18 protein-coding genes are annotated in these 10,714 nt (G+C 66.2%); 15 read left to right on the plus strand and 3 right to left on the minus strand.

The window, feature by feature from the left end; translation table 11 throughout:
• Positions 1-44: 44 nt before the first annotated feature.
• From GBZ48_RS31585 to GBZ48_RS31655, 15 genes are all read left to right on the plus strand, one after another.
• Positions 45-263, plus strand: coding sequence for a hypothetical protein (locus tag GBZ48_RS31585; RefSeq protein WP_174474632.1), 219 nt, complete (start codon positions 45-47; stop codon positions 261-263).
• On the plus strand, positions 260-1,045 hold the full coding sequence (locus GBZ48_RS31590; RefSeq protein ID WP_174474633.1) for a BRO-N domain-containing protein: 786 nt from the start codon (positions 260-262) through the stop codon (positions 1,043-1,045). Before GBZ48_RS31585 ends, GBZ48_RS31590 begins: the two co-directional genes overlap by 4 nt.
• On the plus strand, positions 1,038-3,689 hold the full coding sequence (locus GBZ48_RS31595; RefSeq protein ID WP_174474634.1) for a toprim domain-containing protein: 2,652 nt from the start codon (positions 1,038-1,040) through the stop codon (positions 3,687-3,689). The genes GBZ48_RS31590 and GBZ48_RS31595 overlap by 8 nt, the downstream gene beginning before the upstream one ends.
• Positions 3,686-3,976: a hypothetical protein gene (locus tag GBZ48_RS31600; protein WP_174474635.1), complete on the plus strand. Its 291-nt coding sequence runs from the start codon at positions 3,686-3,688 to the stop codon at positions 3,974-3,976. The genes GBZ48_RS31595 and GBZ48_RS31600 overlap by 4 nt, the downstream gene beginning before the upstream one ends.
• Positions 3,966-4,694: a hypothetical protein gene (locus GBZ48_RS31605; protein ID WP_174474636.1), complete on the plus strand. Its 729-nt coding sequence runs from the start codon at positions 3,966-3,968 to the stop codon at positions 4,692-4,694. The genes GBZ48_RS31600 and GBZ48_RS31605 overlap by 11 nt, the downstream gene beginning before the upstream one ends.
• Before the next feature lie 16 nt (positions 4,695-4,710).
• A complete protein-coding gene (locus GBZ48_RS31610; RefSeq protein WP_174474637.1) occupies positions 4,711-4,932 on the plus strand; it encodes a hypothetical protein in 222 nt (73 codons plus the stop codon).
• Positions 4,933-4,946: 14 nt separating this feature from the next.
• On the plus strand, positions 4,947-5,120 hold the full coding sequence (locus tag GBZ48_RS31615) for a hypothetical protein (protein ID WP_174474638.1): 174 nt from the start codon (positions 4,947-4,949) through the stop codon (positions 5,118-5,120).
• Positions 5,117-6,061 (plus strand): DUF5131 family protein, encoded by a 945-nt coding sequence (locus GBZ48_RS31620; protein WP_174474639.1) that lies wholly within the window; start codon positions 5,117-5,119, stop codon positions 6,059-6,061. Before GBZ48_RS31615 ends, GBZ48_RS31620 begins: the two co-directional genes overlap by 4 nt.
• Positions 6,062-6,102: 41 nt before the next feature.
• On the plus strand, positions 6,103-6,330 hold the full coding sequence (locus tag GBZ48_RS31625) for a hypothetical protein (protein ID WP_174474640.1): 228 nt from the start codon (positions 6,103-6,105) through the stop codon (positions 6,328-6,330).
• Between the two features lie 13 nt (positions 6,331-6,343).
• Positions 6,344-6,538 carry a hypothetical protein gene (locus tag GBZ48_RS31630; protein ID WP_174474641.1) on the plus strand — a complete coding sequence of 65 codons (195 nt, stop codon included), beginning with the start codon at positions 6,344-6,346 and terminating at the stop codon, positions 6,536-6,538.
• Between the two features lies 1 nt (position 6,539).
• Complete coding sequence (locus tag GBZ48_RS31635) at positions 6,540-6,731, plus strand: hypothetical protein (protein ID WP_174474642.1); 192 nt, start codon at positions 6,540-6,542, stop codon at positions 6,729-6,731.
• A 500-nt stretch (positions 6,732-7,231) separates the two neighbouring features.
• The gene (locus GBZ48_RS31640; protein WP_174474643.1) at positions 7,232-7,870 is read left to right on the plus strand and encodes a ParA family protein; all 639 of its coding nucleotides are present in this window, start codon (positions 7,232-7,234) and stop codon (positions 7,868-7,870) included.
• Positions 7,870-8,193: a hypothetical protein gene (locus GBZ48_RS31645; protein ID WP_174474644.1), complete on the plus strand. Its 324-nt coding sequence runs from the start codon at positions 7,870-7,872 to the stop codon at positions 8,191-8,193. Before GBZ48_RS31640 ends, GBZ48_RS31645 begins: the two co-directional genes overlap by 1 nt.
• 62 nt (positions 8,194-8,255) lie before the next feature.
• On the plus strand, positions 8,256-9,149 hold the full coding sequence (locus tag GBZ48_RS31650; protein ID WP_174474645.1) for a replication initiator protein A: 894 nt from the start codon (positions 8,256-8,258) through the stop codon (positions 9,147-9,149).
• A 207-nt stretch (positions 9,150-9,356) separates the two neighbouring features.
• On the plus strand, positions 9,357-9,785 hold the full coding sequence (locus tag GBZ48_RS31655; protein ID WP_174474646.1) for a hypothetical protein: 429 nt from the start codon (positions 9,357-9,359) through the stop codon (positions 9,783-9,785).
• A 141-nt stretch (positions 9,786-9,926) separates the two neighbouring features.
• On the opposite strand, the gene GBZ48_RS31660 is transcribed toward GBZ48_RS31655, so the two are convergent.
• The 3 genes from GBZ48_RS31660 to GBZ48_RS31670 form a co-directional block, all read right to left on the minus strand.
• Positions 9,927-10,160 carry a hypothetical protein gene (locus tag GBZ48_RS31660; RefSeq protein ID WP_174474647.1) on the minus strand — a complete coding sequence of 78 codons (234 nt, stop codon included), beginning with the start codon at positions 10,158-10,160 and terminating at the stop codon, positions 9,927-9,929.
• 90 nt (positions 10,161-10,250) lie between these two features.
• Entirely contained in the window at positions 10,251-10,430 is a 180-nt protein-coding gene (locus tag GBZ48_RS31665; RefSeq protein ID WP_174474648.1) for a hypothetical protein, read from the minus strand.
• Positions 10,431-10,494: 64 nt separating this feature from the next.
• Positions 10,495-10,714 (minus strand): hypothetical protein (locus GBZ48_RS31670; RefSeq protein ID WP_211105956.1); only part of this gene is annotated, 220 nt, incomplete at its 5' end.

Here is a 10,714-nt window from a genome sequence, read left to right on the forward strand (position 1 = left end):
GGCTTCTATGGTGGTGCCAATGCAACGCCTATGTGGAGGCCGGCATGAGCACCCTCACGCCCGAAGACCGTCTGCGGACGGTCGAAAAGCACGTTTACGAAATTCAGGCCATCATTGAAGCGCTGGATGGCGTCGTCCGCCTCGCGCACCTGACGAGCGAGGAAACCATCGGCTTCCAGCTCGGCATCATGGTCGACAGTCTCCGCAAGGAAGCCGACGCCATTCTGGCTGCCGCCGCCACCAAGTCGGGGGGCGTGGCATGAGTGCGCGCCTGACCCCGTTCCTATTCGAGGAAGAGCATCTTGTCCGTTCGGTCACCGATGCGGGTGATCCGTGGTTCGTCATAGCTGACGTCTGCCGCGTCCTCGGGATCTCCAACCACCGCGATGCTGCCAGCCGGCTTGACGATGACGAAAAGGGGGTCGGAGTTTTCGAGACTGCGGGCGGCCCTCAAGAGATGGTCATCATCAACGAGATCGGCCTCTATACCCTTATCCTGCGCAGTCATGGCGCCATCACCCCGGGGACGTTTGCCCATCGCTTCCGAAAGTGGGTGGCAGGCGAGGTCTTGCCCTCCATCCGCAAGACGGGTGCCTATGCGCAGAAGCCCCGCGTCGATGCGCCGGGCCAGGCCCATGCGATCCGGCTGATGAAGGAGCTGAAGCGGCAGACCGATCCGGTGATCCGTCAGACCATCCACGCGATGCTGGCGGACACCCTGATGAAGTTGAACCTCCCGGTCCCGGCGCTGGATGATCTGGGCCGGGCTGGTCCCCAGCCGTCGAACCTGTCGATCCGCTTCTTCGCCGCCGTCGCGGCGGCCGGCGGCTTGAAGATCAACCACGCCCGCGATCCCCGCCTGCTGGCAGTAAACATGGGCGAGCTGAACCGCCACGCCTCTGCCGGGGCGTTCGCGGTCGAGATGGACCTTCCCATGCGACGGGCGCTGAAAGCCGACCCGCGCTATCGCGGCGCCCGCACCATCCGCAGCGCCATCGACCCCCGCCGCACACTGAAATGCTGGCTGTTCGCCCACGATGAATGACGACGCTCGTGTAGAGATCGTCGCCCGGCTGAAGCGAGACTTCGGTTTCCGGGAGGCGAAGGGATTCCTGCGGCGCGGCGCCTGCCCCGCCTGCGGGAAAAAGGAGCTGTTCACCAGCGAGGCCAAGCCATGGGTGATCCGCTGCAACCGTGAGAACAAGTGTTCGTGGTCGGCGACGGCGCGGGAACTGTATCCCGATGCCTTCGGCCGCATCAACGAACGCTACCCGGCCACAACCGAAGCGCCCAACGCCACGGCCGACGCCTACCTCCACCATGTCCGCCATCTGGACATCCGCCGGATCCGTGGCTGGTACCGGCAGGGGCATTTCACCCACCGCCACGCCAAGCGCGCGACGGCCACCGTCGTCTTCGACATCGCCGAGGGCGTGTGGATGGAGCGGCTGATCGAGCCGGTCACCATCCAGCATCCGGGCGAGGAACCGGAGACCAGGAAGGCGCATTTCCATGGCCCGCATGGCGGGCTGTGGTGGCAGCCGCCGGGGATGGAGATCGCCGACGGCGACGAAGTCTGGCTGGTTGAAGGCTGCATCGACGCCATCGCCCTGCACCAGCATGGCGTCAAGGCGGTGGCCACCCTCAGCGCCGGGAACTATCCGGAGAAGAAGCTGGCGGAGCTGGCCGAGCGGAACATCTGGCCCCGCCTGGTCTGGGCGCTGGACAATGACCGCGCCGGCCGCCGGGCGATCCAGAAGGCGGTGAAGGCAGCGCGGGAGGCCGGCTTTTCCTGCACCGCCGCGCTAATCCCCCAGCGGGGCGCCAAGAAGGACTGGAATGACGCCCACATCGCCGACGAGCTGGGCAAGGAGGAGCTGGATACCGCGCGCTACCACGGCGCGCTGCTGCTGGCGCCAAATGCGTTGGAAAGCGGCCTGCTGACCTGGGCAAACAGCAAGCGCACCATGACGAGCTTCGCGTTGGAGCATGGGACGCGCACCTGGTGGTGGGAGCTGCCCGACCAGAAGTTCATGCAGCTGCGCAAGGAGCTGATTGAGCGCGTCGATAACGGCGACGAGGAATGCGAGGACATCGACCTTGAGGCCGCGCGACGCAGTGCGACCATTGATGAGATCGCCACCTGCACCTTTCAGTTCCTGTATTTTATGGCGGACGAGCTGACGAAGGACAGCTGGTATTACGCCCGCATCCGCTTTCCCCACGCCACCTATGAGCGTAAGGACACCTTCACCGGCCCGCAGATCGCGTCAGGATCGGAATTCAAGAAGCGGCTGCTGGCCGTTGCACCGGGCGCGCTCTACAGCGGCACCACAGGACAGCTGGACTGGCTGATCAAGCACCATCTGGACGGCATCCGGATCGTCCAGACGGTCGATTTCCAGGGCTATGCCCGCGAGCACAAGGCGTGGATATGGGGCGAGCTGGCGGTCAGCGCCGGCAAGCTCTATCCGATCAACGACGAAGATTTCTTCGAGCTGGGCCGCACCTCGGTCAAGTCGCTGAACCAGTCGCTGAAGCTGCATCACGGCACCGTGCGCCAGTACCGGAAGGACTGGCCGGAACTGGTCTACAAGGCCTTCGGGCCGCGTGGCCTGGTGGCGGCCGCCTTCTGGCTGGGCAGCTTCTTCGCGGAGCAAATCCGCGAGGCCCACAAATCCTATCCCTTCCTGGAAGTGATCGGCGAGGCCGGCGCCGGTAAGACGACGTTGATCGAGTTCCTGTGGAAGTTGGCAGGCCGCACCGATTACGAAGGGTTCGACCCGAACAAGTCCACCCTGGCGGCGCGGGCGCGCATCATGTCGCAGGTGTCGAACCTGCCTGTCTGCTACATCGAATCCGACCGCGGAGACGACACCACCAACAAGCAGCGCCAGTTCGATTGGGACGAATTAAAGACAAGCTATAACGGGCGCGCCAGCCGCGCCCGCGGCATCGCCAACAGCGGCAATGACACCAACGAGCCGGCCTTCCGAGGCTCGATCGTGATCTCGCAGAACGCGGCGGTGAACGCCAGCGATGCGATCATGCAGCGCATCGTTCACCTGAAATTCCGTACCGGCGGCCATTCGAGGGAGTCGAAGGAGGCCGCGGACGAGCTGGCCAGCATGCCGGCGGAGTTCGTCAGCTGGTTCATGCTGATGGCGACGATGGCCGAGGAGCGGGTGATGAAGACCGTCGTTGAAAAGACGCCGGTCTATGAGGCCGAGCTGCTGGCCCACCCAGGCATCCGGACCAACCGCATCGGCAAGAACCATGCGCAGATGATGGCGCTGGTCGAGGCCTTCGCCGATCTGGTCTCCCTTCCGCATGGCTGGCGGGACGAGACGATGGCCCTGCTGGTCGAGTCCGCCGTCGAACGCCAGAACGCGATCGCCGCCGACAACAGCGTGGTGGAGCAGTTCTGGGAGGCCGTCGACTATCTGGGCCTCGCCGGGCTGAACCACGCCCGCGATGGCACCAACCAGATCGCCGTGAACCTGAACGAGATCGCCGCGGCCGCACAGCGCCACGGGCAATCGCTGCCCGCCCTGCTGGAGCTGAAGCGGCATCTGAGGGACTCCCGCGAACGCGCCTTCATCGACGTGAAGACCGTGCGGTCGGCCCAAGACGCCACGAAGACGCTGAAGTGCTGGATCTTCAAAGCCCCGAAGGAGGATCGGCTGTGAACACGATGATCTCGTTGGTCGGCATCGAGGGCCGACATGTGGTTGCGGTGATGGAGGATGCCGCCGGCATCCCCCGGGCCGTCGAGTGCCGGATCGCCGCCGATGGCACGATGGCGACGGCCGAGGCGCCGATCGACATCGACGCCACCATCGAGGAGGCCAAGCTGGTCCTCGCCGGCAAGGCGCCTCCGGGGCCGGTGACGGCGCAGTTCCGCCGCTTCGCCGTCGCCCTGCTGGGCACCGCCGGCATCCTCAATACCGCGGTCGGGGGTGACAATGCCGGATGACACCGCCCTGCCCGTCCCGGCGGACGACGTCGTCGCCACCTCGATCCCGCGGCCGGTCGATGATCACTACCGCTCGCCGCCGGAGTGCATGCGCGCCCTCATGTCGGTGGTCGACCTGTCGGCCGGCCTGCACGAGTGCTGCGCCGGCGACGGCATCCTGGCGGCCGTGGCGGCCGACCAGCTCGGCGCCGGTGCCGTCACCGCCTCCACCATCCTCCCGCCGGCGGAGACCTACTTCGCGGTCGAGCAGCAGGACTTCCTGCAGCTGGGGGAATTGCGCCAGCCCTGGATCGTCACCAATCCGCCCTACAGCAAGATGGGCGGGAAGACGCTGCGCAACGCCGGCGCCGCGGTGGCCATCATCACCCACGCCCTGCAGCTGCTCGAGGACGCCGGCGACGCGGCCAAGGGGCTGTGCTGCCTGATGGACGTCCGCTTCGCCCTGTCCGAGGCCCGCAACAAGCCGGGCGGTCTGCTCTACGAGCGCCCGGCGACCTTCATCCACAGCTTCCAGGATCGGGTGACGATGTACCCGGCCGGGACGCCGATGAACGTCCGGCTGCGCAACGGGACCAACAGTTATGGCTGGTTGGTCTGGCTGCCGCCCTTCCGCCGGCCCGGTGGCCACAGCCTGTTCACCTCGATGCTGAACAGCCGCGTCCACCGCCAGGACGGCGACCGGGAGCGGTTCCGGCTGCCGCTGCTCCGCAGCCGCTGATCATGGAGGCTCTCCGGTGCAGATCGAACAAAACTGGCATTTCAGCGACATAGGCCAGCCCATGAAAACTGAGGACATTCAGCCCACCGCCACGCCGACGCTGGCAAGCGACCAGACAAGCGATTGGGCGCGCGGAAATGCCGATGCCGACGCCGACCGGCCGCCGGATCGGGACGGGTCCGCGGCTTACTGGAAAGGCTACATCGCCGCTTGCTTCAAGGACGCGCGGCACGGTTGAGGGAGATCGCCTGCATGGATGAGGACTTATCCCCGGCGGCCCGAGCCATCCTCGACCGCTATGGCTTCGCGGATGGCGACGAATGCCGACGCAGCCCGCATGGACATCACGAAGGCAAGTTCGGCGAGGACGGCGAGCGCCGGTGCTTCTGGTGCGGCCGGGTGATGGAAGAGGACGACCCATCATGACCACCATGATCTGCACCGGCTGCTGCCGGATCGGGCCGCCCCCTCCCCCGCCGGCGCTGTCCTGCTGCCCGGAGCGGCGCCCGGTCGACCTGGCGCTGATCCCCCGCTCGATCGCCAAGGCGATGACGGGGATCAGCTGGGCCAGCTTCACAGCCAATGCCTGGGGCGGCTGTACGGAGCTGGCGGGCACCGCCGGCACCAAAAGCGGCTGCGCCATCTGCTACGCCCGCACCTTCCTGGAGCGGAAGCACCTGGTGCGCTGGGGTGCCGGCGAGCCGCGGGTGCGCTTCGCCTCTTGGAAGGCGCGCGTCCTGCGCCTGGACCGCATGGCGCGGGAGACCGGCCTGCGCTTCAGCGTGTTCGCCTTCAGCCTGGCCGACTGGCTGGACCCGGAGGTGCCCCCCGCCTGGCGGGAGGAGTTCTGCGCCATTGTCGAGGCCTGCACCCATCTGGACTGGCTGCTGCTGACCCACCGGCCGCACCTGGCGCGCAAGCTGGCGCTGCCGGCCTGGGTGGAGCGGCTGCCTGATCATGTCTGGCCCGGGGTGACGGTGGAGCACGCGACGCACGGATTCCGGTTGGCCCAACTGGCCGACGTGTGGGGGGACAGCGGTAGGCTGTGGGTGTCGGCCGAGCCGATCGGCGGCTCGCTCGCCGGCGTCGACCTGTCGATCGCCGCCTGCATCATCCTGGGCGGCGCCAGCAACACCACGGATCCGGAGTGGGCACCGGCACCGGAGCATATCGGCGAGGTCCTCGAGGCCTACCCGGACCAGGTGCATTTCAAACAGTGGGGCGTGTTCGGCGCCGACGGCGCCTTCCACGGCCGCAAGGAACGCGCCGGCCGAGCCTGGAACGGCGCGCAGTACGACTGGACCCCCTGGCCCCGCCACCGCGAGCTGCTGAAGGCCGCGGCGCAGGCCGAGCGGATGGCGGCATGATGGGCCACAAATCCTGCATCAGGGGTCCGGATCACCGCCCCATGGTTCTGGCCATCATCCGCGACCTTGGCGGCTGGGCCTTCCAACGGGAAATCGTCGGCGCAGCCGATGCACGATGTAACGGAGATGGCCCCGGCCGCGCCGCCATTGCTGGCACGCTGCGTCGCTTGGTCAACGCCGGCACCATCGGGGCCACAACTGTCTTCCGACCGATCCGCTACCACTACCCGCCAGTCGGTGCGGTCCAACTTCCACTCGACCAGCAGTAAGGAGATCAGGGTTATGAGCAAGGGATTGACGCGGCGCCGCGTGGCGCCTGCCGGTGTGGCGCAAGGAATCATGGAACGCCGCCGCGCGGCGGGGGTGCCGGTCAGCCAGCGGCGCCGCGGCTTGGACGCCGCTACGTGGGTTTCTGGCTACGCCAATCCTGGCGGCCGCAAAGACGATGCCGGCGTCGATCCCGATCAGGAGGCCTGAGATGCAGATCGACATCACCACGACGACGGAGTCCGACGTCCCTACCCCGCTGGCCCAGATCGCCCTGGCGATGACCCACGTCACCGGGTTGGTGGACGTGCTGCGCTCGGCGAACCCCGGCCTCACCGTTGACGACGCAGTGGAGCGCGCCGGCACCTTGGTGCGCGCGGTCTGGGAACAGACGCAGGAATAGTGCCCCTCGTGAGGGGATTGGACTTTACCGATGGAGGCCACTATGGCGCGCAGGAAGGCCGTGGAGCGTTGCGAGCGTTGCATCAGCAAGGTTGGCTGCTACGGCTCCTGCGCGCGGGCACCGGACGGCGTGGCGGCCTGTCTTGCTGCCGCTCTGCGGGCGCGTGGGGACGAGCTGGGGGAGCCGGATCACGACCCGCCTTGGGAGAAGATTGCTGCGGCCCAGGCCGCCGGCGAACGCGCCTGCAAGGCAGGGCTGGATGAGGATGCCTGTCCTCACGGTCCCGCCTACGATCATGAAGGATTCGAGCGGGTGCTATCGGCCACCTGGCGCAACGCATGGCGGCTGTGCCGCTATAGCCCGAACTTCACTCCGCCCCGTCATGCGCAGCCGTCCCTACCGGGCTTGGACGATAACGATGTGACCACACAATAAATTCTTGAATTTATAAATTCGTGAATGTATACCATCGTCAACCAACGAATTGACGGGGTTACACGATGAAGGTCCTCGCCGTCCACAGCCAGAAAGGCGGGTCGGGCAAAACTACCCTGAGCGCCCACTTGTCGGTGCAAGCCGCTCGCCTGGGACACCGGGTCCTGATCGTCGATCTTGATCCCCAGGAGTCGGTCCGCAAATGGTGGGACCGCCGCGTCGCAGATGACGTCACCTTATCGGTGAACCCGCCGGTTGCCGGGATCAAGGCCGCTGCGAAAGAACATGGATGCGACCTGGTGGTGATCGACACGCCGCCCCGCTCGGCCGCTACCACGCTCGCTGCACTGGAGCTGGCGAACCTGGTTCTGATCCCCTGCCGACCCTCCATCGTGGACGTCGACGCGCTGGACAAGGTGGTCGAGTTGGTGGCCAGGGCACGGGCGAAGTCCAAGCATGCTGTGATCATCAACCATGCTCCAGCGCCGCGCGGTGTCATCCAGGCGGAAGCCGGTGTCGTCGCCGATAGCCGGTCAGCCATCGAGGCGCAGTTCAAACTGACCGTCGCGCCGACCGTTATCTGCGACCGAGCGGCCTTCAGGCATGCCATGAACGACGGCCGAGCCGTCGCCGAGTTCGAGCCGGCCGGGAAAGCCGCTGGCGAAATCAATTCCCTCTGGTCCTACATCCAGGAGCGCATCTGATGTCCAAGCGTACCTCCATCGCCGCTGCCGTCGTGCAGAAGAAGGTGCCGGTGTCCCCCGTATCGGTCCCGGCCGAACCGATGGCCCCTGCGAAGCGAGGCCGGCCGGCTGGCGAAGAGACCGTCCCCCACCAGGTGCGACTGCCCAAGGCTGCGAAGGTGCAGCTGATGGGGCTGCGGGCCGAACTGACGGAGGCATATGGCCGGAATGTCCAGGAGCAGGACCTCCTGCGCCTCGCTGTGGACATGATGTTCGAGCGCTTCGGAAAGCCACCGATCGCTGGTGCCCCGGAGTTCCTGCTGGCCCCTCCGGAACATGATTAATCTGTTAATTCTTCAATTCATGAATTGAAAAATTCATGGGTTCGTAAAGGGATAAATTTATCATGGCCCGACGCTCCACCCGCTCTGCTCCCGACCAGATGGATTTATTCGTCGCCCTGGCTGTCGACGTGCCGCTGCGGGACGTCCGCGATACCATGGAGCGGCCATTCTTCAGCCTGTCGAAGTCACCGCGCGGGAAGCCGATCGAGTACGAGGTGGGCGACGCCAAGGTGATCGTGCGGGCGCCGGAAGACGTCGGCATCGCCACGATCTGGGACGCGGATATCCTGATCTGGGCGGCGAGCCAGATCACCGAGGCGATCAACCGCGGGCTGGCGGTGTCTCCGGTGCTAAGAGCGCCGGCCTATCAGATTTTGCGGGCGATCCACCGACCCACGGGCGGCGAGGATTACGGCCGCTTGCGGGATGCGCTGCGCCGTCTCAACGCGACCTATGTGGAGACCACAATCCGGTCGAAGGGCAAGCCCACGGGCTTCACTTGGCTGTCACGCTGGACCGAGGACCCCCAGCCGGATGGCCGATCCTTTTTCACCGTCGAATTGCCCGGTTGGTTTTTCGATGGTGTGGTTGCGCAAGGGGGCGTGCTCCGGATCGATCCTCGCTATTTCGACCTCACAGGGGGCATTGAGCGCTGGATGTACCGGGTTGCCCGAAAGCATGCGGGCAACCAGTCGGCCGGCTGGCCGCTGTCGATGAAGGCGCTGTACCAGAAATCGGGATCAACCCAGAGACCGAGTGATTTTGCCCGACAGGTCCGCGCTGTGGTGGAGGCGAACCAGCTGCCGGAATACTGGCTGACGCTGGATAAGCAAGGGAAGGACGAGATCGTCCACATGGTGCGTCGATCCTTCCTCGCTTTGGACCATCCCGGGTACGAAAGGGGCGGGGACTCGGCGGATCACCCGCAAGCCCTTTCCACAGGCGTTTCGGGTTAAGAGAGTTAAATAGAGTAGAAGTTAAGAAGTTAAGGGCTGAATTACCCTTTCCAAATCAAAGCTTTAGTGATGATTTGTGCGGGTGATCCGCCGCGATTCGCGCGGGTGTTCCGCCGATAAAGGGTGCGGGTGATCCGCCGATAGCACTGCGGGTGATCCGCCGATAGCTTCCACAGGCTGCTTGGATTTACCCACAGGGGGGAATGAATGGCCGCGTCTGCTGATGAAAGACCGCTGTTGACCGATAAGTATGGTCGGCGGTTGGCAAAGATCATAAAGCGAGAGTACGGGGTTCGTTACACGCAAGCCTTGGATATTGTGGCGATCCAGTACGGATACACGAACTGGCAGGACGCGCAGAAGGCATTTGCTTCTACGGATACGTCGAAATGGTTCGCGAAGCGGCTTGCCCGGAAAGAAAAGACAAAGAAGCGGTTACAGCTGCGTTCCGAACAGAAACTGGTGCTCCGCATTCAAGAAGGGCGCGAGCGCTTTGCAAAGGAAGGTCAAGGCGCGTCACCGCTGTGGCGGTACCGCTCTCCCATTGCGCGGATGCGGATGGGGGAAAAATGGGTGCCGGTCGACCAGCTGGCGGCGACCGTGGTGATCTTTCCGAAGTCTGATGATGCGGTGTAGCGAAGGGGGCGGGCGGCGCCGGCCGTCCGGCTCCGGCCCCGCCTGGGCGGTTGTAGATCTCCATGTTCCATGCCGCCGCTGAAACGACAAGGGCCGCCGGGCGGGTGCCGGCGGCCCTTGTCGTGAAGGGGATGGGGTGCCTCACTCGACCGTCCAGCACCAATCCAGGGCGCGGCCGGCGGTCATGGTGCGGTAGCCGGGACCGGGATCGCGTCCCTCACCGCTCCATTCCAGGGCGGCCACGATGCGGGGTTGGGGCGCCTTCTCCGACCCGTTGCCGATGGGGTCGGGACGAACCCCGACGCAAGTGAACCGGAACCCTTCGAGCCAGACGATCTGACCGGCGGTCAGCGAGGCGGCGGGGATGCTTTTCATGGTGGGGCGACTGGCGATGCAGGACATGGGGTCTCCCGGATGTGGAGCGTGTTGGAAGGAAAGGGCGGGCGCGCTGGGCGCCCGTCCCGGTCAGCGTGGCACCTGGGCGAAGCTGATGCTGGGCGGCGGGCGGTCCTGCTGGCGGGCGAGGTCCTGCCAGAAGCGGAACTCGGCCTCCGCCCGGTCGCGCGACACGAAGGCGGGGGTTCCGGCCCAGACGGTGCAGCCGGTGCCGCGGCGGTCATACATCGTGATCAGATAGGCCATCATGCGGGCGGTCCTTGTCGGGAGCGATGGGGGTGGGGAGGCGGGCGGTGCGCCTCCCCGGCGGCGGTCAGGCGGCGCGGCTGCGGGCGCGGAAGAAGGCGTCGACGGCCTCGGTGAGGGCCGCGGCGGTCAGGGTGGGGGCGATGGCGGCGAGGGTGTGGGCGGCGGCGAAGCGGGGGGCGGCGGGGGGGGAGGGGGCGGGGGGGGGGGGGAAGCCGGCGCGGGCCGCGCCGCGGGGGCAGGCGCCGGCCAAGGCGTGGACGCGGGTGGGTCGCGGCCGGGGCGGG

The organism is Azospirillum melinis, from assembly GCF_013340935.1.
Taxonomy (GTDB): Bacteria; Pseudomonadota; Alphaproteobacteria; order Azospirillales; family Azospirillaceae; genus Azospirillum; species Azospirillum melinis.

What these genes read in the sequence shown, in the direction of transcription:
- GBZ48_RS31585 (WP_174474632.1), top strand. Translation starts at nt 45, where the DNA reads ATGAGCACCCTCACGCCCGAAGACCGTCTGCGGACGGTCGAAAAGCAC.
- GBZ48_RS31590 (WP_174474633.1), top strand. Translation starts at nt 260, where the DNA reads ATGAGTGCGCGCCTGACCCCGTTCCTATTCGAGGAAGAGCATCTTGTC.
- GBZ48_RS31595 (WP_174474634.1), top strand. Translation starts at nt 1,038, where the DNA reads ATGAATGACGACGCTCGTGTAGAGATCGTCGCCCGGCTGAAGCGAGAC.
- GBZ48_RS31605 (WP_174474636.1), top strand. Translation starts at nt 3,966, where the DNA reads ATGCCGGATGACACCGCCCTGCCCGTCCCGGCGGACGACGTCGTCGCC.
- GBZ48_RS31615 (WP_174474638.1), top strand. Translation starts at nt 4,947, where the DNA reads ATGGATGAGGACTTATCCCCGGCGGCCCGAGCCATCCTCGACCGCTAT.
- GBZ48_RS31620 (WP_174474639.1), top strand. Translation starts at nt 5,117, where the DNA reads ATGACCACCATGATCTGCACCGGCTGCTGCCGGATCGGGCCGCCCCCT.
- GBZ48_RS31625 (WP_174474640.1), top strand. Translation starts at nt 6,103, where the DNA reads ATGGTTCTGGCCATCATCCGCGACCTTGGCGGCTGGGCCTTCCAACGG.
- GBZ48_RS31630 (WP_174474641.1), top strand. Translation starts at nt 6,344, where the DNA reads ATGAGCAAGGGATTGACGCGGCGCCGCGTGGCGCCTGCCGGTGTGGCG.
- GBZ48_RS31635 (WP_174474642.1), top strand. Translation starts at nt 6,540, where the DNA reads ATGCAGATCGACATCACCACGACGACGGAGTCCGACGTCCCTACCCCG.
- GBZ48_RS31640 (WP_174474643.1), top strand. Translation starts at nt 7,232, where the DNA reads ATGAAGGTCCTCGCCGTCCACAGCCAGAAAGGCGGGTCGGGCAAAACT.
- GBZ48_RS31645 (WP_174474644.1), top strand. Translation starts at nt 7,870, where the DNA reads ATGTCCAAGCGTACCTCCATCGCCGCTGCCGTCGTGCAGAAGAAGGTG.
- GBZ48_RS31650 (WP_174474645.1), top strand. Translation starts at nt 8,256, where the DNA reads ATGGCCCGACGCTCCACCCGCTCTGCTCCCGACCAGATGGATTTATTC.
- GBZ48_RS31655 (WP_174474646.1), top strand. Translation starts at nt 9,357, where the DNA reads ATGGCCGCGTCTGCTGATGAAAGACCGCTGTTGACCGATAAGTATGGT.
- GBZ48_RS31660 (WP_174474647.1), bottom strand. Translation starts at nt 10,160, where the DNA reads ATGAAAAGCATCCCCGCCGCCTCGCTGACCGCCGGTCAGATCGTCTGG.
- GBZ48_RS31665 (WP_174474648.1), bottom strand. Translation starts at nt 10,430, where the DNA reads ATGATGGCCTATCTGATCACGATGTATGACCGCCGCGGCACCGGCTGC.